Annotated in this window: 28 protein-coding genes; 25 read left to right on the top strand and 3 right to left on the bottom strand. The window is 40.8% G+C overall.

Annotation, left to right across the window (positions count from 1 at the left end; all coding sequences use genetic code 11):
• The first annotated feature begins 96 nt into the window (after positions 1–96).
• Together ACFOSE_RS02100 and ACFOSE_RS02095 are read left to right on the top strand one after the other, a co-directional pair.
• On the top strand, positions 97–297 hold the full coding sequence (locus ACFOSE_RS02100; RefSeq protein ID WP_380429862.1) for a helix-turn-helix transcriptional regulator: 201 nt from the start codon (positions 97–99) through the stop codon (positions 295–297).
• 9 nt (positions 298–306) lie between these two features.
• Complete coding sequence (locus ACFOSE_RS02095; protein ID WP_380429859.1) at positions 307–444, top strand: hypothetical protein; 138 nt, start codon at positions 307–309, stop codon at positions 442–444.
• A 3-nt stretch (positions 445–447) separates the two neighbouring features.
• On the opposite strand, the gene ACFOSE_RS02090 is transcribed toward ACFOSE_RS02095, so the two are convergent.
• Entirely contained in the window at positions 448–1,707 is a 1,260-nt protein-coding gene (locus tag ACFOSE_RS02090; RefSeq protein ID WP_380429856.1) for a hydroxymethylglutaryl-CoA reductase, degradative, read from the bottom strand.
• Between the two features lie 128 nt (positions 1,708–1,835).
• On the opposite strand from ACFOSE_RS02090, the gene ACFOSE_RS02085 reads away from it, so the two are divergent.
• The 15 genes from ACFOSE_RS02085 (at position 1,836) to ACFOSE_RS02015 (ending at position 16,316) form a co-directional block, all read left to right on the top strand.
• Entirely contained in the window at positions 1,836–3,122 is a 1,287-nt protein-coding gene (locus ACFOSE_RS02085) for a homoserine dehydrogenase (RefSeq protein ID WP_380429854.1), read from the top strand.
• A gap of 1 nt (position 3,123) precedes the next feature.
• A complete protein-coding gene (thrB, locus tag ACFOSE_RS02080) occupies positions 3,124–3,984 on the top strand; it encodes a homoserine kinase (RefSeq protein WP_380429852.1) in 861 nt (286 codons plus the stop codon).
• Positions 3,977–4,879 (top strand): EamA family transporter RarD, encoded by a 903-nt coding sequence (rarD, locus tag ACFOSE_RS02075; RefSeq protein WP_380429849.1) that lies wholly within the window; start codon positions 3,977–3,979, stop codon positions 4,877–4,879. Before thrB ends, rarD begins: the two co-directional genes overlap by 8 nt.
• A 70-nt stretch (positions 4,880–4,949) precedes the next feature.
• Positions 4,950–6,209, top strand: coding sequence for a bifunctional folylpolyglutamate synthase/dihydrofolate synthase (locus ACFOSE_RS02070; protein ID WP_380429847.1), 1,260 nt, complete (start codon positions 4,950–4,952; stop codon positions 6,207–6,209).
• Between the two features lie 40 nt (positions 6,210–6,249).
• Positions 6,250–6,813 carry a GTP cyclohydrolase I FolE gene (gene folE, locus ACFOSE_RS02065; protein ID WP_380429844.1) on the top strand — a complete coding sequence of 188 codons (564 nt, stop codon included), beginning with the start codon at positions 6,250–6,252 and terminating at the stop codon, positions 6,811–6,813.
• 2 nt (positions 6,814–6,815) lie between these two features.
• On the top strand, positions 6,816–7,616 hold the full coding sequence (folP, locus tag ACFOSE_RS02060; RefSeq protein ID WP_380429842.1) for a dihydropteroate synthase: 801 nt from the start codon (positions 6,816–6,818) through the stop codon (positions 7,614–7,616).
• A gap of 8 nt (positions 7,617–7,624) precedes the next feature.
• Positions 7,625–7,984, top strand: a complete 360-nt coding sequence (gene folB / locus ACFOSE_RS02055; RefSeq protein ID WP_380429839.1) for a dihydroneopterin aldolase — start codon at positions 7,625–7,627, stop codon at positions 7,982–7,984.
• Positions 7,981–8,463, top strand: coding sequence for a 2-amino-4-hydroxy-6-hydroxymethyldihydropteridine diphosphokinase (gene folK / locus ACFOSE_RS02050; protein WP_380429837.1), 483 nt, complete (start codon positions 7,981–7,983; stop codon positions 8,461–8,463). Before folB ends, folK begins: the two co-directional genes overlap by 4 nt.
• 83 nt (positions 8,464–8,546) lie before the next feature.
• Positions 8,547–9,449 (top strand): UDP-N-acetylmuramate dehydrogenase, encoded by a 903-nt coding sequence (murB, locus tag ACFOSE_RS02045; RefSeq protein WP_380429834.1) that lies wholly within the window; start codon positions 8,547–8,549, stop codon positions 9,447–9,449.
• A gap of 25 nt (positions 9,450–9,474) precedes the next feature.
• Positions 9,475–10,632 carry an ABC transporter ATP-binding protein gene (locus ACFOSE_RS02040; RefSeq protein ID WP_380429831.1) on the top strand — a complete coding sequence of 386 codons (1,158 nt, stop codon included), beginning with the start codon at positions 9,475–9,477 and terminating at the stop codon, positions 10,630–10,632.
• Positions 10,616–11,404: an ABC transporter permease gene (locus ACFOSE_RS02035; RefSeq protein ID WP_380429829.1), complete on the top strand. Its 789-nt coding sequence runs from the start codon at positions 10,616–10,618 to the stop codon at positions 11,402–11,404. Before ACFOSE_RS02040 ends, ACFOSE_RS02035 begins: the two co-directional genes overlap by 17 nt.
• Position 11,405: 1 nt before the next feature.
• The gene (locus tag ACFOSE_RS02030; RefSeq protein WP_380429827.1) at positions 11,406–12,182 is read left to right on the top strand and encodes an ABC transporter permease; all 777 of its coding nucleotides are present in this window, start codon (positions 11,406–11,408) and stop codon (positions 12,180–12,182) included.
• Positions 12,175–13,248, top strand: a complete 1,074-nt coding sequence (locus ACFOSE_RS02025) for an ABC transporter substrate-binding protein (protein WP_380429824.1) — start codon at positions 12,175–12,177, stop codon at positions 13,246–13,248. The genes ACFOSE_RS02030 and ACFOSE_RS02025 overlap by 8 nt, the downstream gene beginning before the upstream one ends.
• 138 nt (positions 13,249–13,386) lie before the next feature.
• The gene (licT, locus tag ACFOSE_RS02020; protein ID WP_380429821.1) at positions 13,387–14,229 is read left to right on the top strand and encodes a BglG family transcription antiterminator LicT; all 843 of its coding nucleotides are present in this window, start codon (positions 13,387–13,389) and stop codon (positions 14,227–14,229) included.
• Positions 14,230–14,429: 200 nt separating this feature from the next.
• Positions 14,430–16,316 carry a beta-glucoside-specific PTS transporter subunit IIABC gene (locus ACFOSE_RS02015; protein ID WP_380429818.1) on the top strand — a complete coding sequence of 629 codons (1,887 nt, stop codon included), beginning with the start codon at positions 14,430–14,432 and terminating at the stop codon, positions 16,314–16,316.
• 238 nt (positions 16,317–16,554) lie between these two features.
• Here the strand turns inward: ACFOSE_RS02015 and ACFOSE_RS02010 are convergent, their stop codons facing one another.
• A complete protein-coding gene (locus ACFOSE_RS02010; protein ID WP_380429816.1) occupies positions 16,555–17,484 on the bottom strand; it encodes an AraC family transcriptional regulator in 930 nt (309 codons plus the stop codon).
• Positions 17,485–17,638: 154 nt separating this feature from the next.
• Between ACFOSE_RS02010 and ACFOSE_RS02005 the strand changes: the two genes are divergently transcribed.
• The 8 genes from ACFOSE_RS02005 to queF all read left to right on the top strand — a co-directional run bounded on the left by ACFOSE_RS02005 (position 17,639) and on the right by queF (position 24,822).
• Positions 17,639–19,078 (top strand): glycoside hydrolase family 1 protein, encoded by a 1,440-nt coding sequence (locus ACFOSE_RS02005; RefSeq protein ID WP_380429813.1) that lies wholly within the window; start codon positions 17,639–17,641, stop codon positions 19,076–19,078.
• Between the two features lie 210 nt (positions 19,079–19,288).
• A complete protein-coding gene (gene trmFO, locus ACFOSE_RS02000; RefSeq protein WP_380429811.1) occupies positions 19,289–20,620 on the top strand; it encodes a methylenetetrahydrofolate--tRNA-(uracil(54)-C(5))-methyltransferase (FADH(2)-oxidizing) TrmFO in 1,332 nt (443 codons plus the stop codon).
• A 56-nt stretch (positions 20,621–20,676) separates the two neighbouring features.
• Complete coding sequence (locus ACFOSE_RS01995; RefSeq protein WP_380429809.1) at positions 20,677–21,828, top strand: AI-2E family transporter; 1,152 nt, start codon at positions 20,677–20,679, stop codon at positions 21,826–21,828.
• 69 nt (positions 21,829–21,897) lie between these two features.
• Positions 21,898–22,299 carry a hypothetical protein gene (locus ACFOSE_RS01990; RefSeq protein WP_380429807.1) on the top strand — a complete coding sequence of 134 codons (402 nt, stop codon included), beginning with the start codon at positions 21,898–21,900 and terminating at the stop codon, positions 22,297–22,299.
• Between the two features lie 203 nt (positions 22,300–22,502).
• Complete coding sequence (gene queC / locus ACFOSE_RS01985; RefSeq protein WP_380429804.1) at positions 22,503–23,156, top strand: 7-cyano-7-deazaguanine synthase QueC; 654 nt, start codon at positions 22,503–22,505, stop codon at positions 23,154–23,156.
• A 1-nt stretch (position 23,157) separates the two neighbouring features.
• Entirely contained in the window at positions 23,158–23,601 is a 444-nt protein-coding gene (gene queD / locus ACFOSE_RS01980) for a 6-carboxytetrahydropterin synthase QueD (protein ID WP_380429801.1), read from the top strand.
• On the top strand, positions 23,598–24,314 hold the full coding sequence (queE, locus tag ACFOSE_RS01975; RefSeq protein WP_380429798.1) for a 7-carboxy-7-deazaguanine synthase QueE: 717 nt from the start codon (positions 23,598–23,600) through the stop codon (positions 24,312–24,314). The genes queD and queE overlap by 4 nt, the downstream gene beginning before the upstream one ends.
• A gap of 16 nt (positions 24,315–24,330) precedes the next feature.
• Positions 24,331–24,822, top strand: coding sequence for a preQ(1) synthase (gene queF / locus ACFOSE_RS01970; protein WP_380429795.1), 492 nt, complete (start codon positions 24,331–24,333; stop codon positions 24,820–24,822).
• A 300-nt stretch (positions 24,823–25,122) separates the two neighbouring features.
• Here the strand turns inward: queF and ACFOSE_RS01965 are convergent, their stop codons facing one another.
• Complete coding sequence (locus ACFOSE_RS01965) at positions 25,123–25,953, bottom strand: PrsW family intramembrane metalloprotease (protein WP_380429792.1); 831 nt, start codon at positions 25,951–25,953, stop codon at positions 25,123–25,125.
• Positions 25,954–26,030 lie beyond the last annotated feature (77 nt).

The following is a 26,030-nucleotide window of genomic DNA, read 5'->3' as shown; positions in this document are numbered from 1 at the left end:
AAACTAGACATAAAACAGGAGGAAGTAGCAGTGTTGTATAATTTGTCAGACAAAAGATTATAAAGCTTAGCTTTTCTAAAAAATGAAAGGAGTGCAATGAAAACGAGAATCCAAGAACTGCGCAAGGCTAACAAGATTAGTCAGGCTGAGTTGGCAGATGCGCTAGATGTGACGCGACAGACCATTATTTCTCTAGAAAAAGGTCGCTATAATGCGTCACTGGAATTGGCCCATGAGATAGCCAAGTATTTTGGGAAAACGATTGAAGACGTTTTTCTCTTTGAAGACATGGATTAGGAGGGGATTATGAAGAAAGCAGAAGTATCTTCAACTAAAGATTTACAGATAAAAGGAATGAGTTTGATAAGTTTAGGCGGTGCTTGTCTGATGATGGGACTAACATTAGCTAAAAATGTTTCCATTTTCTGTTTGTTGTTTTTTTAGTGATCAGTCTAAATTTTTTAAAATTTTCTGTGCCACTTCCAGATTCATATGCTTTTCTTGCAAAAGTTGACTGACCATTTGAGGAACTTGTTGATCTGTAGCGCCAGCTAACAGGGCTAGTGATTTAGCTTGTAGTTTCATGTGGCCAGCTTGAATACCCGATCCTACCAGGGCTTTGAGAGCCGCGAAATTTTGAGCTAATCCTAGAGAGACAACCAAGCCGGCCAAGGTTTTAGCATCTGGATTTTCTAAAAGATCAAAAGCCAGTTGAACACTGGGATTGAGACCGATTGATCCTCCCTTAGTCGCAATCGGCATGGGCAAAGTCAAGCTACCTATGATCTGATTGGCCTCCCGATCAAAGATCCACTGAGAAAGACCACGATAGCTACCAGTGGCAGCAGCATAAGCATGGGCGCCGGCCTCGATGGCCCGCCAATCGTTACCTGTCGCAATTACTAAGGCGTCGATACCATTGAAAATCCCCTTGTTATGTGTGCTGGCGCGATAAGGGTCGACCTGGGCCAATTCGGAGGCAAGTTCTATTTTTTGTGCTAATATTTGTGCTTCTTTCTTGTTGCGACTTAGATAGCGTAGGTCGACCGCACATTGGGCGGTGACCAGACTATTGGTAGCATAGTTGGAAAGAATAGCCATCAGGCTCTGTCCACCGGTGAGTTGCTCTAGATTAGGAGTGATGGCTTCCATCATGGTATTAACTATATTAGCTCCCATAGCTTCCTGTGTGTCAATACTTAGGTAAACGATTAGGAATTTTTCATTGATTTCTACCTTAATCTCACGCGCTCCGCCACCGCGCTTCACAATAGAAGGGTGAGCAGCATTGGCAGCTGCAAGTAGTTCATCTTCTTGTTTGAGGATTGTCTGCCTAGCTTTTTCATGGTCAACAAGACCGGTGAGAGCGATCTGGCCGATCATTTGTCGTTGGTGAACAGCAGCGGTAAAACCACCCGAGCGTTTGATAAGTTTAGCAGCATAGCTGGCTGCCGCAACAACTGATGGTTCCTCGGTAACCATAGGAAGGTGGTAGACCTCACCATTGACCAAAAAATCAGGAGCAAGACTCAGTGGTAGTGCTAGTCGCCCGATGACATTTTCGGCCATTTGATTGGCCGTAGTCAGTGGCAGGAGGTTCTGCTGGGTCAGTCTTTGTAAGCCCTCTTTTGATATGATTTGATTTTTTTCCAGATGATCCCAGCGTTCAGCTGGGATCTTTTTGGAGAATCCCGTCCAAGATACCATTAAATTCCTCTTTAATATTCGTTTTTTGCTAGTTGCATTATAGCATAAATGTATATTTTCTGTAACTTCCAAAAGGTTTTTGATATAATGAACAAGACTATATTTCTTATTTTAACAAGGAGACGAAGATGACGATAAAAATTGGTTTACTCGGTTTTGGGACGGTTGCAAGTGGGATCCCATTTTTACTGAAAGAAAATAGTGAGAAGATTACTGCTGCGGCTAAATCAGACTTTGAAATTGCTAAGATTTTGGTAAAGGATGATGAAGAAAAAAATCGTCTTTTGGCAGCGGGTAACGACTATAACTTTATCACCAATATTGACGATATTGTCAATGATACCGATATTCAGATTGTGGTTGAATTGATGGGGCGCATCGAGCCTGCCAAGACCTTTATTACTAAGGCATTGGAAGCTGGCAAGCACGTGGTTTCAGCCAACAAAGACTTGATTGCTACTCATGGTAAGGAAATAATTGCCCTAGCCCAAGAAAAAGGAGTGGCTTTCTATTACGAGGCGGCGGTAGCCGGTGGCATTCCAATACTGCGTACCCTAGCTAACTCATTGACTTCTGATAAAGTAACTCGTATTTTAGGTGTTCTAAACGGGACTTCCAATTTTATGATGACCAAAATGGTTGATGAAGGTTGGACTTATGAAGCGGCCCTCAAGACTGCTCAGGAGTTGGGTTATGCTGAAAGTGATCCAACCAATGATGTCGAAGGTATTGATGCAGCCTATAAGGCAGTAATCCTTAGTCAATTCGGTTTTGGTATGACTATTGATTTTGATGATGTCAGCCATCAAGGAATCTCGACCATTACTCCAGATGATGTAGCGGTTGCGCAAGAATTGGGTTATGTCATTAAATTGGTAGGAGATGTGCGTGAAACTGAGTCGGGTATCTCTGCTCAGGTTTCCCCAACCTTCTTACCCAAAGAACATCCACTTTCTAGTGTCAACGGTGTTATGAATGCTGTCTTTGTAGAATCTATCGGTATCGGTGAATCCATGTATTACGGTCCAGGTGCCGGTCAAAAACCAACAGCTACATCAGTCGTCGCCGATATTGTTCGCATCGGTCGTCGTTTGACTGATGCTAATGTGGGTAAAGCCTTCAATGAATATAACCGCCCAGCTAAACTGGCTGATCCTGCTGATGTTAAGAGCGGGTATTATTTCTCACTGAATGTTCCCGATAAAAAAGGACAAATTTTGCGTCTGGCACAAATTTTTAATGGTGAAGATATCTCGTTTTCACAGGTATTGCAACAAAGAGGTGATGGTCAAAAAGCCCATATCGTTATCGTTACGCATGCTCTTAGTCTGACACAATTAAGCAATGTAACGGCTAAATTGAATGCGGAATCTGACTTCACCCTGATTAACAGCTTTAAAGTATTGGGAGACTAATATGAAAATTACGGTTCCAGCAACCTCGGCAAATGTCGGACCGGGGTTTGATTCGATCGGCCTAGCTCTGTCTAAATACCTTAGCATCCAGATTTTAGAGCCGACTAATCAATGGGAAATTATCCATGATTTGGCTGATATCCCAACTGATGAAAATAATCTACTAATTACTACAGCTCTTCAAGTTCAATCAGACCTGCAACCCCATCGTATTAAAATGATTTCCGACATTCCCTTGGCTCGAGGACTTGGATCGTCTAGTTCAGTCATTGTTGCTGGTATTGAGTTGGCTAATCAGTTGGCTGACCTCAAACTTTCTAACGAGGATAAGCTGATTATTGCTACTGAAATAGAAGGGCATCCTGATAATGTTGCGCCAGCTATTTTCGGTAATCTAGTGATTTCCAGCTATGTTGAGGGGCAAGTGGATAGTGTTGTTGCTGATTTTCCCGAATGTGATTTTGTAACTTTTATTCCCAACTATCAGCTAAAAACTAGCGATAGTCGCGATGTTTTACCTGACACACTTTCCTACAAGGAGGCTGTGGCTGCGTCCTCAATTGCCAATGTAGCAATAGCGGCCTTGCTGTCAGGTGACTTGGTCGTGGCGGGACGTGCGATTGAGGGGGATAAATTCCACGAGCTGTACCGGCAGAAGTTGGTTAAAGAGGTAGAGCCCATCAAAAAGATAGCTAAAGAGATGGGAGCTTATGCAACCTATCTATCTGGTGCGGGTCCAACGGTGATGACCTTAGCTCCTAGAGAGATTAGTCAAGCGATTAAGGAAGAAATTTCTGAGTTGGGGCTTGATGGCGATACACTTATCCTGACCTTGGATAAGAAGGGGGTTCGCCTTGACTAAGAAGCAAAAGGGACTTTTGTTGGGGCTAGCAACCTATTTATTCTGGGCCTTTCTATCGCTCTATTGGAAGTTGTTGTCAGGTGTCGATGCTTACAGTACATTTTCTTATCGTATTATCTGGACAGTTATCACAATGTTAATCTACATGATGGTGACCAGAAGTGGAGGTCGTTTTAGTAAGGAATTGAAAAATTTAGCGATGGATAAACTAGGCTTTGCCAGAGCTTTGTTGGCGAGTCTTCTGATCGCGCTCAATTGGCTTACCTATATCTATGCGATTACTAACGGTTATGCGACTCAATCTAGTCTAGGATATTATATGATGCCTTTAGTGTCGGTCTTGTTGGCCTTGGTTTTTTTAAAAGAGAGTCTGACGCCGGCAACCAGCTTAGCTGTCATAATAGCAAGTTTAGGAGTTGTTCTTTTGCTGATACAGACGGGGCAACTACCTGTTATTGCACTTGTTTTAGCCTTTAGCTTTGGCTTTTATAGTTTGATTAAAAAAGGAACCAAGCTATCCAGCGATGTAGCTCTGTTCTTTAAAGCAGGAGTGATTCTGACTTTTGTTCTTATTTATTTACTTTTCTTTAATCAAGAAAGTCCACTAGATTATAGTTTGTCAGAGAATATCCTGCTAGCTATGTCAGGTATTGTGACGGCTATCCCACTCTTACTTTATGCAGAAGCTCTTAAGAGAGCACCTTTAAATCTCATTGGTTTTATCCAGTATCTCAACCCTACAATTCAGCTTTTGATTGCCCTCTTTGTTTTTAAGGAAGACTTGAGCAAGGAACAGCTAACAGGATTGATTTTTATTTGGATCGCTATTATTGTTTTTGTTTTGAGACAAGTTTTACTCTATAATAAGCAGCGGAAGGTAGGAAAAGATTCCTAGCCTCTTTTCCCCTATATTTTATGCTATACTTATTCTATCGAGTTATAAAAGATGCGGAAAGGAAAGAAATGTGAACTATCAAGAAGCCTTGGACTGGATTCATGGTAAGTTAAAATTTGGTATTAAACCTGGTGTTAAACGCATGACGTGGATGCTAGAACAGTTAGGCAATCCTCAAGAAAACCTCAAGGGAGTCCATGTTGTGGGAACCAATGGTAAGGGCTCGGTTGTCAATAATCTCCAACATATTTTTTCGGAGGCTGGTTATGAAGTTGGTACCTTCATTTCGCCTTATATTATGGATTTTAGGGAACGTATTTCACTCAACGGTAGGATGATATCAAAAGAGGATTTGCTGGCTTGCGTTTCACTAGTTAAGCCCGTTGTTGAGCGTCTACCTTTGGAAACAGATCTGAAATCAGCAACTGAATTTGAAGTTATCACTTTGATCATGTTTGTCTATTTCGGCCGTCTGCATCCTGTTGATATCGCTTTTATAGAGGCTGGTCTTGGGGGTCGTGATGATTCGACTAATATTTTTAAGGCGCTGGCGATTGTTTGCCCATCTATTGGCTTGGATCATCAATCCATACTGGGTCAGACCTATGCGGAGATTGCAGCCCATAAGGCTGATGTCTTAAAAGGTGGAGAGCCTTTGATCTTTTCGGTAACTGATTCTTCAGCTAGGCAGGTTTTCGTGGCAAAAGCGCAAGAAATTCAATCATCACTCTATGAGCTTGGCCAGGATTTTTTTATAGAAGAAGTCCAAACGAATCTGACTTTTCATTCAGCTGACTACAGTTTGACGAATCTAAAGCTCGCTATGCCGGGCAGACACCAGTTGGGTAATGCCGCTCTGGCTATCCAGACGGCCTTGCTGCTTAAAGCAGACTATCCCCAAATTAACGACAAAGCTATTCGAAAGGGGCTGGCTCAAGCGTTCTGGTTGGGGCGAACAGAGCTTATGGCCGACAATTTGATGATAGACGGCGCCCATAATAATGAAAGTATCCAAGCATTAGTTAATCTCTTGCAGAAGGATTATGCTGGGAGAACCATCCATTTTCTCTTTGCTGCCATCAACAGCAAGCCCATTACTGACATGTTGGACCAGCTAGCTAAACTTGGTACTGTGTCGGTTACCAGCTTTGACTACCCTAATAGTGTGGCTTTAGCCGATTACCCGAGCGCTTATGCTAAGGTAGCTGACTTTAAGACTTGGTTGAATGAGACCTACTGCAGGGATTCTAAAAATTTTTACGTGATAACAGGTTCGCTTTATTTCATTTCCCAAGTTCGCCAATGGCTTTTGAAAAGTGGCTGTAATTAGGGTATAATGAAAAGCGACTAACGATTTTCAAGAGGAGACTATGATAGATCAAAAAAAAGCAGAAGCAGCTATTTACCAACTGTTGGAGGCTGTCGGAGAAAATCCCAAACGCGAGGGGCTTGTAGATACGCCAAAGCGCGTGACCAAAATGTATGCCGAGATGTTTTCCGGTTTAGAACAGGATCCCAAGAGACAATTTACTGCTGTTTTTACAGAAGAGCATGAGGAGCTTGTCCTCGTTAAGGATATTCCCTTTTACTCCATGTGTGAGCACCATTTGGTACCATTTTATGGGACAGCACATGTAGCCTATCTCCCAAGTCAGGGAAGGGTGACGGGTCTGAGTAAATTAGCTCGAGCGGTTGAAGTAGCTAGCAAACGTCCCCAGCTTCAAGAGCGCCTGACTGCCCAAGTCGCTGATGCATTGGAGGAAGCTCTCAGTCCAAGTGGCGTTTTTGTTATGGTAGAAGCCGAGCACATGTGTATGACTATGAGAGGGATAAAAAAGCCCGGCAGTAAGACAGTAACAACAGTTACACGAGGTCTCTTTAAAGAAGATAGAGAACAGCGTCGAGAAATCCTCAACCTTATTAAGGAGAAATAAGAATGAAGATTGGTCAATTTGAAATTGCCGGCAAAGCTTGTATCATGGGGGTGCTCAATGTCACCCCCGACTCTTTCTCAGATGGTGGCTTTTATGTCGACTTGGAAGCCGCCCTTGAGCAGGCGGCAGAGTTGATTGCATTGGGTGCTGCTGTGATTGATGTAGGAGGTGAATCTACACGCCCAGGGGCAGATTTTGTTACTGAAGAAGAAGAAATCGCAAGGATTGTCCCTGTCATCAAGGCTATTAAGGAAAAATTCGATATCTTAGTCAGTATTGACACCTATAAAACAGCAACAGCTAAAGCCGCTCTTGAAGCTGGTGCTGATATTCTCAACGATGTTTGGGCAGGGCTCTATGATGGCCAAATGTTGACTTTGGCAGCTCAGGCTAATGTGCCCATTATTCTCATGCACAATCAAAAGGATGAGAATTACCAAGATATCACCCAAGAAGTTTGTCATTTCTTGCAAGAGCGAGCTCAAGCTGCCTTGGCAGCTGGCGTAGCCAAGGAAAATATCTGGCTGGACCCTGGTTTTGGTTTTGCCAAAGATGCCCAACAGAATTTAGATTTGCTCAAGGGATTGGATCGAGTGACACGGCTAGGTTATCCGGTACTCTTTGGCATCTCACGTAAACGAGTTGTTGACTATCTTTTAGGAGGTAATACTGAGGCTTTGGAGCGTGATATGGGAACAGCAGCCCTCTCGGTTTATGCTTTAATTAAAGGTTGCCAAATGGTAAGGGTCCACAATGTTGAGGCCAATCGTGATCTTGTCAAGGTTATCAGTCAGTTGATATGAGGTAGAACATGGATAAAATTATTCTTAATGGTTGCCGTTTTTACGGTTATCATGGCGCTCTGTTTGAGGAACAGAGTCTTGGACAGGTTTTTACGGTTGACGCCGAGTTGTTCCTTGATTTAAGTAAGGCCTCCTATTCTGATAATTTAGCTGATACAGTCCACTATGGTCTGGTTTTTGAAACGATTAAACACCAGGTAGAAGGTCAATCTTACAAGCTGCTTGAACGCTTGGCTGGCGCTATTTGTCAAAATTTGCTGGATCAATTTGAGTCTATTCAAGGAATCAAAGTTAGAATCACCAAGGAAAATCCTCCAATTCCTGGACATTATGATAGTATTGGTATTGAATTGGAGCGTTATAGATGACCGTGGTATATTTAAGTTTGGGCTCTAATATTGGTGATCGCAAGGGTTATTTAGAGGCAGCTTTGGCTCATTTAGCGGAGCTTCCGCAGACTGTTTTAGTCAAAAGCTCATCAATATATGAGACACCTGCTTGGGGGGTAACCGAGCAAGCTGATTTTCTTAATTTAGCCTGTCAACTAGAAACCCAGTTAGCACCAGAAGAGCTGCTCATCTTCTGTCAGCAGATTGAAGATAAGTTAGGTCGCATTCGCCAGCAGCATTGGGGACCGCGTACCTTGGATATTGATATCTTGCTCTATGGTTCGCTTATTATCAATACCAAGCAACTCTCGCTCCCTCATCCTTACATGAAGGAGCGAGCCTTTGTTTTGGTGCCTCTACTAGAATTAACTGCTGATTTGAAGGATCCGCAGACCAATCAACTCTATGCTGATGAACTGGCAAGGTTGGATTGTTCAGAGATAAAATTAAATTCTTAGCCTATCGCAAAGATGGCTATTTTTTGGTATAATATTATCGGTTTTATGCCGATTTTTAGTTTAGTATAGAAATTTAAGGACTTATGTTAGAAAAAATGAAAGAAGCGCTTGAAGGTATCGATATCCGTATTGATGAACCTTTGAGATATTACACTTATACCAAGGTAGGTGGACCAGCAGATTATTTAGCTTTTCCACGCAACCGCTACGAGTTGGCCCGCATCGTTAAATTCGCTAATGAGTTCAATATTACTTGGATGGTGTTGGGCAATGCTAGCAATCTTATTGTTCGTGAAGGTGGGATTCGTGGTTTTGTCATCATGTTCGACAAACTCAGTACAGTCACTGTCAACGGTTATACCATTGAAGCCGAAGCAGGAGCTAACTTGATTGAAACAACCAAAGTGGCTGAGTTTCACAGTTTAACTGGTTTTGAATTTGCAGCTGGGATCCCTGGTAGTATCGGGGGAGCTGTTTTTATGAACGCCGGGGCCTATGGCGGTGAAATTTCGCATATCTTAACTTCCGCTCAGATTCTGAGCAAGGAAGGTGATGTTTACACAGTTGACGCGCACGATATGGCCTTTGGTTATCGCCGTTCCCTAGTTCAAAAAACTGGTGAAGTAGTCATCTCTGCTAAATTTGCTCTCAAGCCCGGAGATCATTTACAGATTAAGAACGAAATGAAGCGCCTCAATCATTTGCGTCAATTGAAGCAACCGCTAGAGTACCCATCTTGTGGTTCGGTTTTCAAACGTCCTGTTAATCATTTTGCCGGTCAACTCATTATGGAGGCCGGTTTGATGGGGCATCGTATCGGAGGCGTTGAAGTTAGTAAGAAACACGCAGGTTTCATGGTTAATGTTGATAATGGAACAGCAGACGATTATGAAAATCTTATTGCGGATGTCATCAAAAAGGTAGAAGAGCATTCCGGTATTAGATTGGAACCTGAAGTCCGTATCATAGGAGACTATAAACACTAGAAAATATATGAAAGGACAGTGAGCATTGACCCATCATCCAATTATTGCCTTTCACAATGTAACAAAGATCTTTGGAGATAGTGACACACAGGTCTTGAAAAACATCAACTTTGAGTTGGAAGAAGGAAAATTTTATACACTTCTGGGAGCCTCTGGTTCTGGAAAATCGACGATACTGAATATCATAGCTGGTCTCTTAGATGTCAGCGACGGTGATGTCTACCTTGATGGTAAACGAATCAATGATATTCCTATCAATAAGCGAGATGTTCATACGGTTTTTCAGAATTACGCTCTTTTTCCGCACATGTCAGTTTTTGAAAATGTTGCTTTCCCCTTGCAACTTAAAAAAATGGGTAAGGTCGAAATAGCTAAAAGGGTTGCGGAGACCCTAAAGATTGTTCGATTGGAAGGCTATGAAAAACGCTCTATTCAAAAATTATCAGGAGGACAGCGCCAGCGTGTTGCTATTGCTCGCGCCATCATCAATCGCCCGCGAGTAGTTCTTCTGGATGAACCTCTGTCGGCGCTGGATTTGAAGTTGCGGACCGAGATGCAGTATGAACTCCGAGATTTACAGCAAAGTCTAGGCATTACCTTTGTTTTTGTTACCCATGATCAGGAAGAAGCCTTAGCTATGTCGGACTGGATATTTGTCATGAATGATGGCGAAATTGTCCAATCAGGAACACCGGTAGATATCTATGATGAGCCTATTAATCATTTTGTTGCAACCTTTATCGGTGAATCCAATATCATTGATGGGATTATGATTGAAGACTATCTAGTCGCCTTCAACGGTAAGCGTTTTGAAGCAGTTGATGGGGGTATGCGCCCCAATGAGCCGGTCCAAGTGGTTATTCGACCAGAGGATTTGCAGATTACATTACCTGATGAAGGCAAGCTGCAGGTCAAGGTAGATACCCAACTCTTTCGCGGGGTACACTATGAAATCATTGCCTATGATGAATTGGGAAATGAATGGCTGATTCATTCGACTCGCAAGGCGATTGAGGGTGAGATCATCGGTCTTGATTTCACTCCAGAAGATATTCATATCATGCGTCTCAATGAAACTGAAGAAGAGTTTGATGCGCGGATTGAGGAGTATGTTGAGGTAGAAGAACACGAAGATGGACTGATCAATGCCATTGAGGAGGAGCGCCATGAAGAAAACACCTAGTCTCTTCTCCCTTCCTTATTTTTTCTGGCTCTTTCTTTTTGTCTTAGCGCCTTTGACCTTGATTCTTTATCAATCCTTCTTTGACACCAGAGATCAACTTACTTTGGAGAATTACCGTAATCTCCTAAGCTCTTGGACCTATCTGCGAATGACTGTGAATTCGGTTCTCTACGCTGGGATTATTACGCTTGTGACCCTTCTACTAAGCTATCCTACCGCCTTTATTTTGACAAAATTAAAACATAAGCAGTTGTGGCTCATCTTGGTTATTCTTCCGACCTGGATCAATCTTTTACTCAAAGCCTATGCCTTCATGGGGATTTTTGGTCAAGACGGCAGTGTCAATGCTTTTTTGAGCTTTGTCGGTATCGGACCCAAACAGTTACTCTTTACGGATTTTTCCTTCATTTTTGTGGCCTCTTATATTGAGTTACCTTTTATGATTTTGCCGATTTTCAACACTCTGGATGACATTGATTGCAATCTCATCAACGCTAGTAGAGATCTGGGGGCTAGTGACTGGCAGACCTTTACTAAAGTTATCTTCCCTCTGTCGCTCAACGGAGTGAGAGCGGGAGTTCAGTCGGTTTTTATTCCTAGTCTCAGCCTCTTTATGCTGACCCGCCTCATCGGAGGTAATCGTGTAATTACGCTAGGAACGGCGATTGAGCAGCATTTTCTCATCACTCAAAACTGGGGAATGGGATCAACAATCGGTGTTATCCTGATTTTAGCCATGCTCATGATTATGTGGGCGACAAAGGAGAGGTGATATGCCGAAAATTTCAAAACTTTATTTAATTCTGGTCTTCGCTCTGCTTTATATCCCGATTTTTTATTTGATTTTCTATTCTTTCAATAGTGGCGGGGATATGAATGGTTTTACTGGTTTCACTTGGGAATACTATCAGCAGGTCTTTGCGGATAGTCGTCTGATGTTGATTTTGGTTCAAACCTTTTTCTTGGCCTTTCTCAGCTCGCTCCTAGCCACCCTAATCGGGACTTCCGGAGCTCTCCTTATCCATCAATTCAAGCAGAAGCGGCAAAATATCTTTTTATCACTAAATAATGTACTCATGGTGTCACCGGACGTCATGATTGGTGCTAGTTTTTTGATTCTCTTTACCTTCATCGGTTTTCGTCTGGGGATATGGTCGGTCTTGCTCAGTCATATCGCTTTCTCCATTCCTATCGTTGTCTTAATGGTTCTGCCTAGACTCAAAGAGATGAACCAGGACATGATTAACGCAGCTTATGATTTAGGAGCTACTCGCTTTCAGATGATGAAAGAAGTCCTCTTTCCCTATCTGACGCCGAGTATTATTGCAGGATATTTTATGGCTTTTACCTATTCACTGGATGATTTTGCGGTAACTTTCTTTGTGACAGGCAATGGTTTTTCGACCCTTTCTGTTGAAATCTATTCGCGTGCACGTCGTGGTATCTCCTTGGAAATTAACGCCCTTTCAACCATTGTCTTTCTTTTTAGTATCCTACTGGTGTTAGGCTATTATTTTATCAGTAAGAAAGAGGAGGGTAAGGATGCGTAGACTTTATTCCTTTGTTACTGGCGTCATCGCTATTGTGGCAATCTTGGCTCTGGCTATGTTTTTCATGGAGAAGCAAACCTCTTCTCAGTCCGACACCAAAAGCCTTGTCATCTATAACTGGGGTGATTATATCGCTCCTGAATTACTGACAAAATTTGAAAAGCAGACCGGTATTGATATTCAATATGAGACTTTTGATTCCAATGAAGCTATGTACACTAAGGTTGAGCAAGGGGGGACGCGATATGATATCGCTGTCCCTAGTGATTATATGATTGATAAGATGATTCAGGATAATCTCTTGGTTAAGCTGAATAAATCAAAAATCACCGGCCTCAATCATATTGGTTCGGAGTTTATGAACAAATCCTTTGATCCAGGCAATACATATTCGATTCCTTATTTTTGGGGCACTGTCGGTATTGTCTATAATGATAAGATGATCGATTCCCCTCCCCAACATTGGTCGGACCTCTGGCGTCAAGAATATCGCGATAATATCATGCTAGTTGATGGTGCAAGAGAGGTTATGGGTCTGGGGTTGAATTCATTAGGCTATAGTCTCAATTCTAAGGACATGAGTCAACTCAATCAGGCTTCAGATAAGCTGAGCCATCTGACCCCTAATGTTAAAGCTATTGTCGGTGATGAAATGAAGGGGTATTTGATCCATGGTGATGCAGCTATTGGTGTGACCTTCTCAGGAGAAGCGCGTGAAATGCTAGATGCTAATCCTCACCTGCACTATGTCCTGCCCAGCGAAGGATCAAATCTCTGGTTTGATAATCTCGTTATTCCCAAAACGGTCAAAAATAAGGAAGGGGCCTATGCTTTTATCAACTTCATGTTGGAGCCTGAAAACGCTGCGCAGAATGCTGAATATATTGGCTATACCACTCCAAATGTAGAAGCTAAAGCTCGCTTACCTGAAAGCATTACAGCAGATAAAGCTTTTTATCCTTCTGATGACTTGATTGCTAAACTTGAGGTCTATAACAACCTAGGTCAAAAATGGCTGGGAACTTATAATGATCTCTATCTTCAATTTAAAATGTACCGGCACTAATACACAAAAACACTGCTTAGGTTGACAGTCTATCCAAGTGGTGTTTTTATTATCTTGCTAAAAACTTTAAGAAAAGTTACTAATTTCAATTTTTTCTGCTAAAATAGCACTAACGAGTAAATTCAAGAGGAATTGGGAATGAAGATCGAGCGTGTGTTTAATAATAATGTGGTTCAAATCCAGGAGCAGCAGCAAGAAGTTATTTTGATGGGAAGAGGATTGGGTTTTCAGAAAAAAACTGGGGATGAAGTGAATTTGGACAAGGTCGAAAAGCGCTTTATTCTTGAACAAAGCGATAGCGACCAAGATATGTCTATGGTGCTTTCTCGCGTCTATCAAGATTTGACTAGTGATGAACTAAATCTTGTCCTAAGGATTATCGAATACGGACAAGAAGTCCTAGGGAAGACCTTTGAGATGGCTCTCTACATTGTACTTACTGATCACTTGCAGTACACCATATCGCGAACTCGTCAAGGAATTACCTTACAAAATCCACTAGCTTGGGAAATTCGTAAGTTCTATCCTAAAGAATATCAGATTGGTCAAAAAGCATTGGAGCTGATCAAGGAGATAATTGGTCTGGATATTGAAGAAGCAGAAGCTTCTTCAATCGCTCTGCATTTTATTAATGCCCAAAAAGATGGTGAACAGATTGAAACCAACCACCAAATTACTCAGATTGTTGTCAACTGTCTGGAGATTGTTCGTCTGCATTTTGGTCAACTGGCAGCAGAAGATTCTGTCAGCTACAATCGCTTTGTCACTCATCTTCAATATTTTGCCCAGCGCGTTGTCAATGGAAGGGTGCAGGGGCAAGAGGATGATTTTCTTTATGAGCAGGTACAGGCCAATTATCAGGAAGCCTTTGTCTGTACTCAAAAAATTAAAGAGTATATTCAAAGTCGCTATCATTTTGAGATGAGTAAGGATGAGCAGGTCTATTTAACCATTCATATCCAGCGTCAAAATCAAGATTAATTTTTTAAAATATTTTTGAAAGCCCTTGCATTTTTTACAACCTTTTGATAATATAGAAACATAAATAAGGATTGTTACTGGTTAAGCGGGCAAAACCTAAATAAATACAAATAGTTTGCATCACTTTCGCAACAACTATTTGGTATTTGTTTGGGTTTTTTGTTTGTTTAATTCCTAGTACCAAAGGAAAGGAGCCTCAAATGGCTAAAGATTATACTGAATTAGCTCAGGATATTGTCGAGCACGTCGGTGGGAAAGATAATATTGTGAAGCTTGTCCACTGTGTCACACGTCTGCGCTTCACTCTGAAAGATGAAAGCAAGGCAGATGAAGACTATCTCAAGCAACGTGATGGTATCGTAACAGTTGTTAAAGCGGGTGGTCAATACCAAGTCGTTATTGGTAACCATGTTCCCGATGTTTATGATGCGGTTCTTAAAGTTGCAGGTATTCAAGGTGAAGGCAGCATTGATGTAGATGAAGGTGATGTTTCTAAAGGGAATCTATTTGATCAATTTATCGCTTTGGTTTCTGGCTTATTTCAACCGATGCTTGGCGTGCTTTCTGCAGCCGGTATGCTCAAAGGCCTTGTTGCTATTTTAGTAGCGTTTGGGATCTCGGAAACTGATGGTCTCTATATCGTTTTAAATACGGCTGGTGATGGCTTCTTCCAGTTCTTACCTTTAGTTCTCGCTATTACAGCAGCTAAACGTTTCAAGATGGATCAATTTACTGCTCTGGCACTCGGTTTTGCCTTAGTTTATCCAAATATTGCTGTAAGCTTTGCTAAGGGAGGTGTAACCTTCCTTGGACTTCCTGTTGTATTCCCTGTCTCCAGCTATTTACAAACTGTTCTACCAATCATTCTGACAGTTTGGATAGGTTCTAAGTTTGAACATTTCTTTAAGAAGGTCATTCCGGATGTGGTTAAGGTCTTTATCGTTCCCTTCTTTACCATTTTAATCACAGTGCCACTGGCTTATCTGGCGATTGGCCCAGTTATGAATTACGCCAGTGATCTTGTTGGTAGCTTCTTCACTGGTATTTATGGTCTTAGTCCAATCCTCTATGGTCTTGTTCTAGGAGCTTTGTGGCAAGTTCTTGTTATGTTCGGTCTCCACTGGGGTCTTGTGCCATTAGGTATCTTAGAACTTCAAAAAGGACCTGGAGTCATTCTTGTTGCGACAATCGCTATCTGTTTCGCTCAGGCAGGTGCCCTTCTTAACATCATGTTCAGAAGTAAGGAAGAAAAGGTTAAAGAATTATCTGTTCCTGCCTTCATTTCAGCTCTCTTTGGTGTTACCGAACCTGCTATCTACGGTATTACCCTACCAATGCGCACACCATTTGTTATGACCTGTATCTCTGGCGCTTTAACAGGGGCTTACCTATCCTTCTTTGATGTTAAAATGCAAGTTATGGGTGGTATGGGACTCTTTGCAATCCCGTCATTCATTGATCCTAAGAACTCAATGGTACTTATCCATTTCTTGATCGCTATTGTAGCTAACTTTGTTCTCGGCTTTGTCCTGACACAGTTCATCAAGATTCCTTATCTTTATGGTGGTCCTGATACTGGTGCTAAGGCTGAAACAAAAGCAGCAGAGGAAGTGCAACCACTTAAAGAACTTAAACAAGAAATTATAGCATCTCCTATAATTGGATCTGTTGTTCAATTAGAAAATGTACCTGACCAAGTTTTTGCTTCTGGTGCCATGGGTAAAGGTGTTGCTATTGATCCAACAGATGGTACAGTTGTTGCACCAGCTAATGGTGAAATAACTCTGGTCTTTCCAACAGGCCATGCCGTTGGGATGAGGACAGAAAACGGGGCAGAAATTCTTATTCATATTGGTATGGATACTGTATCGCTAGAGGGTAAAGGCTTTCATACACTGGTTGAAGCGGGACAAAAAGTTGAAGCGGGGCAAAAATTGCTCGAATTTGACCTGGCAGGTGTCCGCGCTGAGGGGCTGCCAGTCGTTTCACCAGTTATTGTAACTAACTTAGACGACTTTGACGATGTTCTGGTTACCCAAGAAAGTCACGTTAAAGCAGGAGACTACCTCCTGACAGCGGTCAAATAGTTAAAAAAGAGAGTGGGATAAAAATCGATAATTTTAAAGAAATTCGATTTTCCTTGCTCTCTTTTTCAGGCTTACATGAGAAGAAGTAATTAAGCTAAATTATTATGCAGCTTATGAGTTTAAAAAGAAAAGGGATCCCTTAATTATAATGATTACACTGTCAAGATTAAGGTGAGTAGATAGATATTGTGTGAGATTCTTTAATAAAAACCCTAGATGTTCTTTAATATCTGGGGTTTTAGATTGACTTTGTCTTGGCTGGATTTGGTTGAATATATTTAATTTTTTTAAATTGCTTACGATATTGACTTGGGGTCAGTTGATAGTAGCGTTTGAATTGTCTATTGAAGTTGGAGAGGTTATTGAAGCCAACCTCTGTGGCTATTTCTAATATTGATTTGCTAGTGTTAGTTAATTCTTCACAGGCCTTACTGAGGCGGACCTGAATGATAAACTCTATACAGGAAGTTCCTGTATGTTTTTTGAAAACAGCCATAAAATGAGTCTTACTGTAACCTATATAATCAGCCAGCGATTCTATTGTCAGGATTTCGTCATAATGTTGATTGATATAATCGATGAGTTGGCGAATTTTTTCGTTTTTGCGATAGGCATCATCTGTGATTTTTCGGACAGTGTAATGATATCGAAAGAGTAAATAGAGAAATTCATTGAGTTTAGCTTTAAGTAACAATTCAAAATGTCTATCTTCCTTTTTTACAAGATCAAATATCTGAATTAAGCAGGTCTTAATTTCCTGGTAGCCTTCCATATCTGGTTTAATTACCGTAATGAACTTAAAAATACTGTTCTGTAAAGGTTGTAAATAACGCAGACTGACCTGATCTAGGATAGAGTAGCCTACCATTTCCAAGTGAAATTGGAAAGTATCGCTGATCTGTTCTTGTTTGCCAATAGGGTGAATGGAGTGCATGCCATTTGGCCTAATTAAGATGATATCGCCAGCTTGACTATCAAAATAGTCATAATCAATATGAAATTTAGCGCTACCCTGATAGATGTAAGTCACCTCCAGTTCAGGATGCCAGTGAAAAAGGGTGTCGGGCCGTCCATCTTTGATTTCAGTATGGTAGAAGTTGTAAGGCAGCAAGTGCTTGTTTGAATTGTCCTCGTCTTTGTAAGGTTCTCTGGAAACTTGTTTTATCATGAAAGTTATCCCCTGTCTAAATGTAAATTATACTTTAGTATTAGTTTACCATATTTCATAGGATAATATTAGTTTTGCCAAGGATAATGCCAGAAATTTACCGAGAAACAGGTTATTCTATTATCATAAATGCTATAGAAGTAGGAGAAATAGGATGTCTAAAAACATATTTCCAGAAGGATTCTTATGGGGTGGTGCAACAGCTGCCAATCAATTTGAAGGAGCTTATAATGCAGATGGCAAGGGACTGTCTGTGCAAGACGTAACGCCTCAAGGTGGTGTGCCAGCTCATCCAGGTGAGCATGACCCTTTGATTACACAGGAACCGAATGCTGATAATCTCAAGTTAGAAGGTATTGATTTTTATCATCGCTATAAGGAAGATATCGCTCTTTTTGCTGAAATGGGCTTCAAAGTCTTTCGTCTGTCAATCGCTTGGTCTCGGATTTTTCCTAATGGAGATGAAATAGAGCCAAATGAAGCGGGGCTGCAATTTTATGACGATGTTTTTGACGAATTGGCTAAATATGGTATTGAGCCTTTAGTAACTCTATCTCATTATGAAACACCTCTCCACCTGGCTCGACAATACAATGGTTGGGCTAGCCGGGACTTGATTGTTTTCTATGAAAATTATGTGCGGACAGTCTTTACGCGTTATAAGAACAAAGTTAAGTATTGGTTGACTTTTAATGAAGTAAACTCTGTTTTGCATGCGCCCTTCATGTCTGGTGGTATTGCGACACCTTTTGATGAATTATCAAAACAAGACCTCTATCAAGCGGTCCATCACGAGTTAGTGGCGTCGGCTTCGGCAACTAAGATTGGTCATGAAATCAACCCGGATTTCAAAATCGGTTGTATGGTGTTGGCTATGCCTGCTTATGGCATGACTTCTAATCCTCTGGATCAGCTGGCTGTGCATGAATTTGAAAATCAGAATTATCTTTTCAGTGATATTCATGCGCGTGGAAAATATCCTAATTACATCAAACGTTTCTTTAAAGAAAATAATATTGAGATTCAATTTGCACCTGGTGATGAAGATATACTTAAAAATACAGTGGATTTTATTTCCTTCTCATACTATATGAGCGTGGCACAAGCTCACAATCCTGAAGATTATGATTCTGGTCGCGGTAATATTATGGGGGGTGTTTCTAACCCTTACCTAGAATCCTCTGAATGGGGATGGCAGATTGACCCAGTTGGTCTGCGATTGGTGCTTAATAATTTCTACGACCGTTACCAATTGCCACTCTTTATTGTAGAAAATGGTCTCGGTGCCAAGGATATCTTGATCGATGGCCCAGATGGCCCAACTGTCGAGGATGACTATCGTATTGATTACCTGCATAAACATTTGGTGCAAGTCGGAGAAGCTTTGAAAGACGGTGTTGAACTCTGGGGTTATACAACATGGGGACCAATCGATTTAGTTTCTGCCTCAACAGCTCAACTGAGCAAGCGCTATGGTTTCATTTATGTTGATCGCAATGACGATGGCACAGGAAGCCTGACCCGTTACAAGAAAAAATCTTTTAACTGGTATAAGGAAGTCATCGCAACAAATGGCGGCAAACTTTACGAATAGGATAGCAGCTCTGGCTTAATGTCAGAGCTTTTTGAATGCACAAAGGTCTTGACTCGTCAGTATAGGGTTTTTCTGATATAATATCAAGGTATTTAAGGAGAGCTATCACTATTTTATCAGTAGACGTTAAAGGATCTTCTTTCTTCTCTAAAATCACTACTAATTAGAAAGATTTGAGCTAGGTTTTTCCTAGTAAAGAGGTAACAGTTCATGTCTCAATCTTATATCAATGTTATCGGGGCTGGCTTAGCTGGCTCTGAGGCAGCTTATCAAATCGCCAAGCGTGGCATACCAGTCAAACTCTACGAAATGCGTGGCGTCAAAGCAACACCTCAGCATAAGACAGTTAACTTTGCAGAGCTAGTCTGCTCAAATTCTTTTCGTGGAGATAGTCTGACCAATGCGGTTGGTCTCCTTAAGGAAGAAATGAGACGATTGGATTCCATCATCATGCGGCAAGGAGAAGCTCATCGTGTGCCTGCGGGCGGAGCTATGGCTGTGGATCGTGAAGGCTATTCTCAGGGTGTTACCGAGGAAATTAGCCAAAATCCACTGATTGAGATCATCCGTGAGGAAATTATCGAGATTCCAGATGATGCCATTACGGTTATTGCGACAGGACCACTGACTAGCCATGCTTTGGCTGATAAGATCCACGAATTTAATAACGGTGATGGATTTTATTTCTACGATGCAGCAGCTCCCATTGTTGATGTCAATAGTATTGACCTCAACAAAGTTTATCTGAAATCTCGTTATGATAAAGGGGAAGCAGCCTATCTCAACTGTCCAATGACTAAGGAAGAATTCACAATCTTTCATCAAGCTCTGACAACAGCAGAAGAAGCGCCACTCAATTCTTTTGAAAAGGAAAAGTATTTTGAGGGCTGTATGCCCATTGAAGTTATGGCTAAGCGTGGGATAAAGACTTTGCTTTACGGTCCTATGAAACCAGTCGGTTTGGAATATCCAGATGATTATCAAGCCAGTCGTGATGCTGGCTTTAAAACCCCTTATGCGGTTGTTCAACTACGTCAAGACAATGCAGCCGGAAGTCTTTATAATATCGTTGGTTTTCAGACCCACCTCAAATGGGGAGAACAAAAACGAGTTTTCCGAATGATTCCTGGACTAGAAAAGGCAGAGTTCGTTCGCTACGGTGTTATGCATCGCAATTCCTATATGGATTCACCCAATCTTCTGACTCAGACCTTCCAGTCACGCCGGAATCCTAACCTTTTCTTTGCTGGTCAGATGACAGGAGTAGAGGGCTATGTTGAATCGGCGGCCTCTGGTCTGGTTGCTGGTATCAATGCTGCTCTTCTCTTTAAAGGAGAAGAAGCGCTAATATTCCCAGAAACAACTGCTATCGGTAGTCTTCCCCACTACATAACCCACACCGACAGCAAACACTTTCAGCCTATGAATGTCAATTTTGGTATTATCAAAGAGCTAGAGGGACCTCGAATCCGCGATAAAAAGGAGCGTTACGAAAAAATAGCTCAACGTTCTCTGGACAAACTGGCCCAACTGATAATTTAAAAAACTGTGTTTGGTAATGGTTGAGCTAGCTGTCTTTTTAAGTTATAATAGGAGTTATGAAATTAACAAAAAAATACTATGGCTATCTTTTCTTAGTTATAGCTTTAATATATGCAACAATCACTTACTGGCCTCTTGGACAAAAATTGTTTTTAATCTGTTATAAAGCTAGTCTCCCTTTCATCGCCGGAGCTGGTATGGCCTATGTCATCAATATTGTCATGTCAGGCTATGAAAAACTTATGCACAAGTTATTTGGACGAGATATCCCAGGTAAACGCACAGTTAGTTTGATTTTATCTTATCTGACCTTTATTATTGCAATTTTTCTTATTTTTTATATCGTTTTGCCCGACCTTTTATCCAGTTTAAAATCCTTACTTACCATTGATGTCAAAGGAGTTGAAAAGCTTTTTAGCAATGTCAAGGAAGATTCAACTATTCAAAAAGGTTTGCACTATTTTGGTATTGATTTAGACCAGACTGCCAGCAAGTTACTATCTAACTATAATAAGCAGATTTCAACGATTCTTATTGGAATTCTAACTAGTCTTTTGACCTCTGTGACGAGCTTTGCCTCAGGTCTTATTTCAGTCTTCATCAGCCTAGTCTTTTCAATCTATGTTTTAGCTGGCAAGGAAAAACTTGGTCGTCAAGGCAATATGTTAGTACATGCTTATCTACCAAAGATTGAAAAACGCTTTCACTATGTCAGACAAATTGCCCACGAGAGTTTTCATGGTTTCTTTGTGGGGCAGACGCTGGAGGCTGTGATTCTAGGTAGCCTTTGCGCTTTAGGAATGACAATCTTTGGGATTCCTTATGCTCCAACAATCGGAATTTTAGTTGGCTTCACTGCCTTGATTCCTGTTGTCGGGGCTTATATCGGCCTTTCAATTGGTGCCATCCTCATTATGACCCAATCAATTCCACAGGCAGCCTTCTTTGTCGTTTACCTCGTAATCTTACAACAGTTTGAAGGAAATCTCATTTATCCTCGTGTCGTTGGTAATTCTATTGGTCTGCCCCCTATGTGGGTTATTCTCGTGATTACAATTGGAGCAGCTCTCTGGGGAGTTTTAGGAATGCTGGTAGCTGTACCGACAGCAGCGACCATCTATAAACTCATCAGAAATCATGTTTATACTAAAAAAGCGGCCGAAGAGGAAGAGTTGGGGGCCTTGGCAGAATCTGATCATTCTGTTTAATAAAGAAATCCTCTATCCTAAGATTAGAAAAGTTATAATATTAGTAATTTAAAAGAAAGTTGAATAAATATGTCAAAAAATACTCTAAAACGTTTTTTTGTTATCCTTACTTTGCTTGTATCGATTCTCCTCCTTGCTATTATCGTTTTAAACGTCTTTGAATTTTACGATATTTTAAGTAAGGTTAATCTGCAATTGGACTTTGAGCATATCAATAAAGACCAACTTAATAAGCTTGACGCTCCTGCTATGCGTCTTAGTTGGCTCATTGCTGGTTGGATTGGTCTACAAATCATCTTTTTCTTCGGACTTTTAATTCATTTCTTCAATACAACTAAAAACAATAACTACCAAGTAACAAGCAAACGCGGTCGCAAGAGCAGTGATAGTGATGATAGCGATAGCGATGCTATTGAAGAATTTAGCAGCAAAACTAAAACTAGCCGTCGCTCCCGTCGTCATAAAGCATAAACATTCTAATGAGCTTGTTTAAAATTCTCAACTTGATTTTAGGCTCCTTTCGTGCTAAGATATTAGAGAATTAATACTGATGTTTGGGAAAAGCCATCGCTAAAAAAAACCTGCCAGCATGGCACACATATTGAAGGCTTTTATTCTTTTAGGATAGAGGCCTTTCTTTTATGCTTAACATCAGTTGAGAAAAGAGGACTAGGATGAAACGTCAATCAGCTCTTGTTGTTTTCAGTGGCGGTCAGGATTCAACAACCTGCCTTTTTTGGGCTTTGAAGCATTATGGAAAGGTTCAAGCAGTCACCTTCTCCTATGGACAGAGACACGGTCAAGAGGTAGAAGTCGCAAAAAATATAGCAGAAGAGTTAAAGATTCCTCATCATATTTTAGATATGTCCCTGCTGGGACAAATTACAGAAAATGCTCTAACATCCCATATAGCTATTCAAGCAGAAGAAGGAGAGGTCCCCAATACCTTTGTTGATGGCCGCAATCATCTTTTTCTTTCCTTTGCAGCAGTGTTAGCTAAGCAAATGGGTATCACTGACATCGTCACTGGTGTCTGTGAAACGGACTTTTCGGGTTATCCTGACTGTCGGGATGCCTTTATCAAGTCTCTCAATGTAACCCTAAATTTGGCTATGGACTATGATTTTGTTATTCAAACACCGCTCATGTGGCTTGATAAAGCGCAAACGTGGGAATTAGCTGATCAACTTGAAGTTTTCGACTATGTCAAGGATAAAACACTGACTTGTTACAATGGGATTATGGGAAGTGGCTGTAGAGAATGTCCAGCTTGCAAATTGCGTCAACATGGACTTGAAACCTATCTTGCACAAAAAGGAGAAGTCTAAGATGTTTCTATCACCTAAAGAAATTAAAACTGAGACAGGGCAATCTCTGCTTTATTGCCCCCACCGAATTCAAGTTTCTAAAGAATTTACCTTTGATGCTGCTCATCATCTTTTTCAGTATGATGGCAAGTGCAAATCCCTACATGGCCATACCTACCGCTTAGAAATTGCTGTCAGTGGCTTTTTAGATCAAAGGGGACTAACTTATGATTTTGGTGAATTAAAAGCCATTTATCAGAGTCAACTAGAACCAAAATTGGATCATCGTTATCTCAATGAAAGCCTGCCTTATATGAATACAACAGCTGAAAATCTGGTTTATTGGATTTACAAAACTGTAGAAGCTGCTCTGCCCAACGAGCGTCAAATACAAATGGAACATGTTCGTTTATATGAAACACCAACTTCCTACGCTGAATTCAGAAGGGAATGGGATGAGGAATGATCAGAAAGCGTGAATTAAAACTTCCTATCCTTGAAATCTTTGGTCCTACCTTTCAAGGAGAAGGACGAGCTATCGGACAAAAAACTATGTTTATCCGAACAGGCGGTTGTGATTACCACTGTGATTGGTGTGATTCATCTTTCACTTGGGATGGATCTGAAAAACCAAAGTCCATGACCAGTGACGAAGTAATAGCAGTTCTGGATGAGCTGGGAACTTATGATTATGTAACTCTGTCTGGTGGCAACCCTTGTCTCTTAGCGGCTAATATGGCTGAACTGGTTGAGAAACTAAAAGCTAGAGGTGTAACCCTAGCAGTTGAAACTCAAGGGTCTCGCTGGCAGGAGTGGCTTTTAGACATTGATCAAGTTACCCTCAGCCCCAAGCCACCTTCCAGTAAAATGGAGGTCAATATGGAAACCCTCGATTTTATCGTTGAAAAATTACCGATCGAACGTGTAACTTTTAAAATTCCTGTTTTTGACGATGCAGATTTAGCCTTTGCCAAGATAATCCAGCAACGCTATAATCCAGATGTTCTCTATCTCTCGGCAGGAAATCCTGAGCCTAAAGCGCAAGGCGATATTATCGATCATCAATTAAATCGTTTGCATGCTCTTTGGGATCGTATCGCTCAGGATGATAGCTGGGGCAATGTTCGCGTGCTACCCCAGTTACACACCCTTGTATACGCTAATAAGCGCGGAGTTTAATCAGAAAGGGAATGATATGTCCAAGCAAGAAGAAATGAAAACTCTATCTCTTTTAGGGAATCAAGAAGTTCCTTATATTTTTGACTACAGTCCAGAAGTTCTGGAAAGTTTTCAAAACCGTCATCAAGATAATGATTATTTTATCAAGTTTAACTGTCCTGAATTCACTTCGCTATGTCCTATTACTGGACAGCCAGATTTTGCTACTATCTACCTATCCTATATTCCCGATAAGCTCTGTGTTGAGTCAAAATCTTTAAAACTCTATCTATTTTCTTATCGCAATCATGGTGATTTCCATGAAAATTGCATCAATACCATCGGCAAGGATTTGATCAATTTGCTCAAGCCTCGCTATTTGGAAGTTTGGGGCAAATTTACACCAAGAGGAGGTATCTCTATTGATCCTTATTACAACTATGGACGTCCAGACAGCAAGTATGAAGAAATAGCCAACTACCGCCTTATGAACCATGACTTATATCCAGAAACAATTGATAATCGCTAAGAAAGATATAAAAATGGCTATCTAATTTCTATTTGGTTTCGTTTTCGTATACACTTTTCTTTCCTATCATCGAAATAATCGAACTATAAAAAGCTGACTTCATATCATTTTGAAAATGGTTCTCCCAAAAGCATTGATAGGCTTGACAAATGATCGAATATATATAACTACAAGAAAACTCTCCTTATAGTTTATAGTGAATTTTTATTTTTCACTGTCTGCTTATAAGGAGAGTATATCATTGTCTACCTAATGTTGTTGCTTTCAAGGAAGAAAATAACTTCAAAAATTCGGGAACTTCTATATTGACGCAAGCATCTCATCTTCTTTGGGCAGTTTATCAACTATTTTAAAGATTGAGAATACAATCATCCAGGAAATAATTCCATAAACGGTATTAACTCCCGAAAAATCTAAGGGTGAGTTCCAAGCAAAGTGGATGGCAACTGGAGCAATAAGATAGAAGACTGCCCGTTTTTTAGAAATAACCTTGCTTTTAGTACAGAGTGCAATCAGGCCAACTGCAAATATGGCAGAAAATACCCAATGACTCAGACCGGCATAAGCAATGCGTTCAAAGGCTGTCACAAAACCATTACCACCATTTTTGAAGATTGTTTGCTGTATATAAATACTGTCTTCAATAATTTGGAAGCCCATGCCGGCAATTATGCCCAATAGCAGGCTGGTTTTTAAAGATGTTTGTCGGAAAAGAAGAACAACTAACAGAACAACTATTCCCTTAGCAATTTCCTCCGTGAAAGGAGCTGTTAGCGATGCTCCCCACTCGTTTAAAAACTGCATAGAAAGATTCATTTTCAGTAAAAGAAGCGATAGAAACTCATTACCTAGAGATCCTATATTTACTGGAATAGCGAGTGCTAAAAACCAAGTCAGAGCAAAAACTGTCTTTGGGACGTCAAACCGTTTTCGTAAGTAGTTGGTAAGCAGAGCAAACGGAATAATATAGATAAGCAGTAATGGGAGGGTCATCAGGAGCTGAGGATATCTGTCAGCATGTCCGTGGGATTTTGCAAACTCTAAAAAGGGAAGTGACATACCTGAAATAGCAAGTATGGCAGTAATAAAGAGAATGAGGTTATTGCGATATTTGTTAAAAAACTTTCTCATAATTAGTCTCCATTCTATAAATGATTGTCGTTGAGAAATAAGATTATATTCAGATAAATTACTTCTGAATCAAGTGA

The sequence above is a fragment of the Streptococcus dentapri genome (assembly GCF_042649885.1).
Classification (GTDB): Bacteria; Bacillota; Bacilli; order Lactobacillales; family Streptococcaceae; genus Streptococcus; species Streptococcus dentapri.
Note: the sequence above shows the minus strand (reverse complement) of the source record. Positions and strands in the feature narration are given on the sequence as shown.

Excerpts from the sequence above, each read along its gene's own strand:
- ACFOSE_RS02100 (WP_380429862.1), top strand. The coding sequence starts at position 97 with ATGAAAACGAGAATCCAAGAACTGCGCAAGGCTAACAAGATTAGTCAG.
- ACFOSE_RS02095 (WP_380429859.1), top strand. The coding sequence starts at position 307 with ATGAAGAAAGCAGAAGTATCTTCAACTAAAGATTTACAGATAAAAGGA.
- ACFOSE_RS02090 (WP_380429856.1), bottom strand. The coding sequence starts at position 1,707 with ATGGTATCTTGGACGGGATTCTCCAAAAAGATCCCAGCTGAACGCTGG.
- ACFOSE_RS02085 (WP_380429854.1), top strand. The coding sequence starts at position 1,836 with ATGACGATAAAAATTGGTTTACTCGGTTTTGGGACGGTTGCAAGTGGG.
- thrB (WP_380429852.1), top strand. The coding sequence starts at position 3,124 with ATGAAAATTACGGTTCCAGCAACCTCGGCAAATGTCGGACCGGGGTTT.
- folE (WP_380429844.1), top strand. The coding sequence starts at position 6,250 with ATGATAGATCAAAAAAAAGCAGAAGCAGCTATTTACCAACTGTTGGAG.
- folP (WP_380429842.1), top strand. The coding sequence starts at position 6,816 with ATGAAGATTGGTCAATTTGAAATTGCCGGCAAAGCTTGTATCATGGGG.
- folB (WP_380429839.1), top strand. The coding sequence starts at position 7,625 with ATGGATAAAATTATTCTTAATGGTTGCCGTTTTTACGGTTATCATGGC.
- folK (WP_380429837.1), top strand. The coding sequence starts at position 7,981 with ATGACCGTGGTATATTTAAGTTTGGGCTCTAATATTGGTGATCGCAAG.
- murB (WP_380429834.1), top strand. The coding sequence starts at position 8,547 with ATGTTAGAAAAAATGAAAGAAGCGCTTGAAGGTATCGATATCCGTATT.
- ACFOSE_RS02035 (WP_380429829.1), top strand. The coding sequence starts at position 10,616 with ATGAAGAAAACACCTAGTCTCTTCTCCCTTCCTTATTTTTTCTGGCTC.
- ACFOSE_RS02030 (WP_380429827.1), top strand. The coding sequence starts at position 11,406 with ATGCCGAAAATTTCAAAACTTTATTTAATTCTGGTCTTCGCTCTGCTT.
- ACFOSE_RS02025 (WP_380429824.1), top strand. The coding sequence starts at position 12,175 with ATGCGTAGACTTTATTCCTTTGTTACTGGCGTCATCGCTATTGTGGCA.
- licT (WP_380429821.1), top strand. The coding sequence starts at position 13,387 with ATGAAGATCGAGCGTGTGTTTAATAATAATGTGGTTCAAATCCAGGAG.
- ACFOSE_RS02015 (WP_380429818.1), top strand. The coding sequence starts at position 14,430 with ATGGCTAAAGATTATACTGAATTAGCTCAGGATATTGTCGAGCACGTC.
- ACFOSE_RS02010 (WP_380429816.1), bottom strand. The coding sequence starts at position 17,484 with ATGATAAAACAAGTTTCCAGAGAACCTTACAAAGACGAGGACAATTCA.
- ACFOSE_RS02005 (WP_380429813.1), top strand. The coding sequence starts at position 17,639 with ATGTCTAAAAACATATTTCCAGAAGGATTCTTATGGGGTGGTGCAACA.
- trmFO (WP_380429811.1), top strand. The coding sequence starts at position 19,289 with ATGTCTCAATCTTATATCAATGTTATCGGGGCTGGCTTAGCTGGCTCT.
- ACFOSE_RS01995 (WP_380429809.1), top strand. The coding sequence starts at position 20,677 with ATGAAATTAACAAAAAAATACTATGGCTATCTTTTCTTAGTTATAGCT.
- ACFOSE_RS01990 (WP_380429807.1), top strand. The coding sequence starts at position 21,898 with ATGTCAAAAAATACTCTAAAACGTTTTTTTGTTATCCTTACTTTGCTT.
- queC (WP_380429804.1), top strand. The coding sequence starts at position 22,503 with ATGAAACGTCAATCAGCTCTTGTTGTTTTCAGTGGCGGTCAGGATTCA.
- queD (WP_380429801.1), top strand. The coding sequence starts at position 23,158 with ATGTTTCTATCACCTAAAGAAATTAAAACTGAGACAGGGCAATCTCTG.
- queE (WP_380429798.1), top strand. The coding sequence starts at position 23,598 with ATGATCAGAAAGCGTGAATTAAAACTTCCTATCCTTGAAATCTTTGGT.
- queF (WP_380429795.1), top strand. The coding sequence starts at position 24,331 with ATGTCCAAGCAAGAAGAAATGAAAACTCTATCTCTTTTAGGGAATCAA.
- ACFOSE_RS01965 (WP_380429792.1), bottom strand. The coding sequence starts at position 25,953 with ATGAGAAAGTTTTTTAACAAATATCGCAATAACCTCATTCTCTTTATT.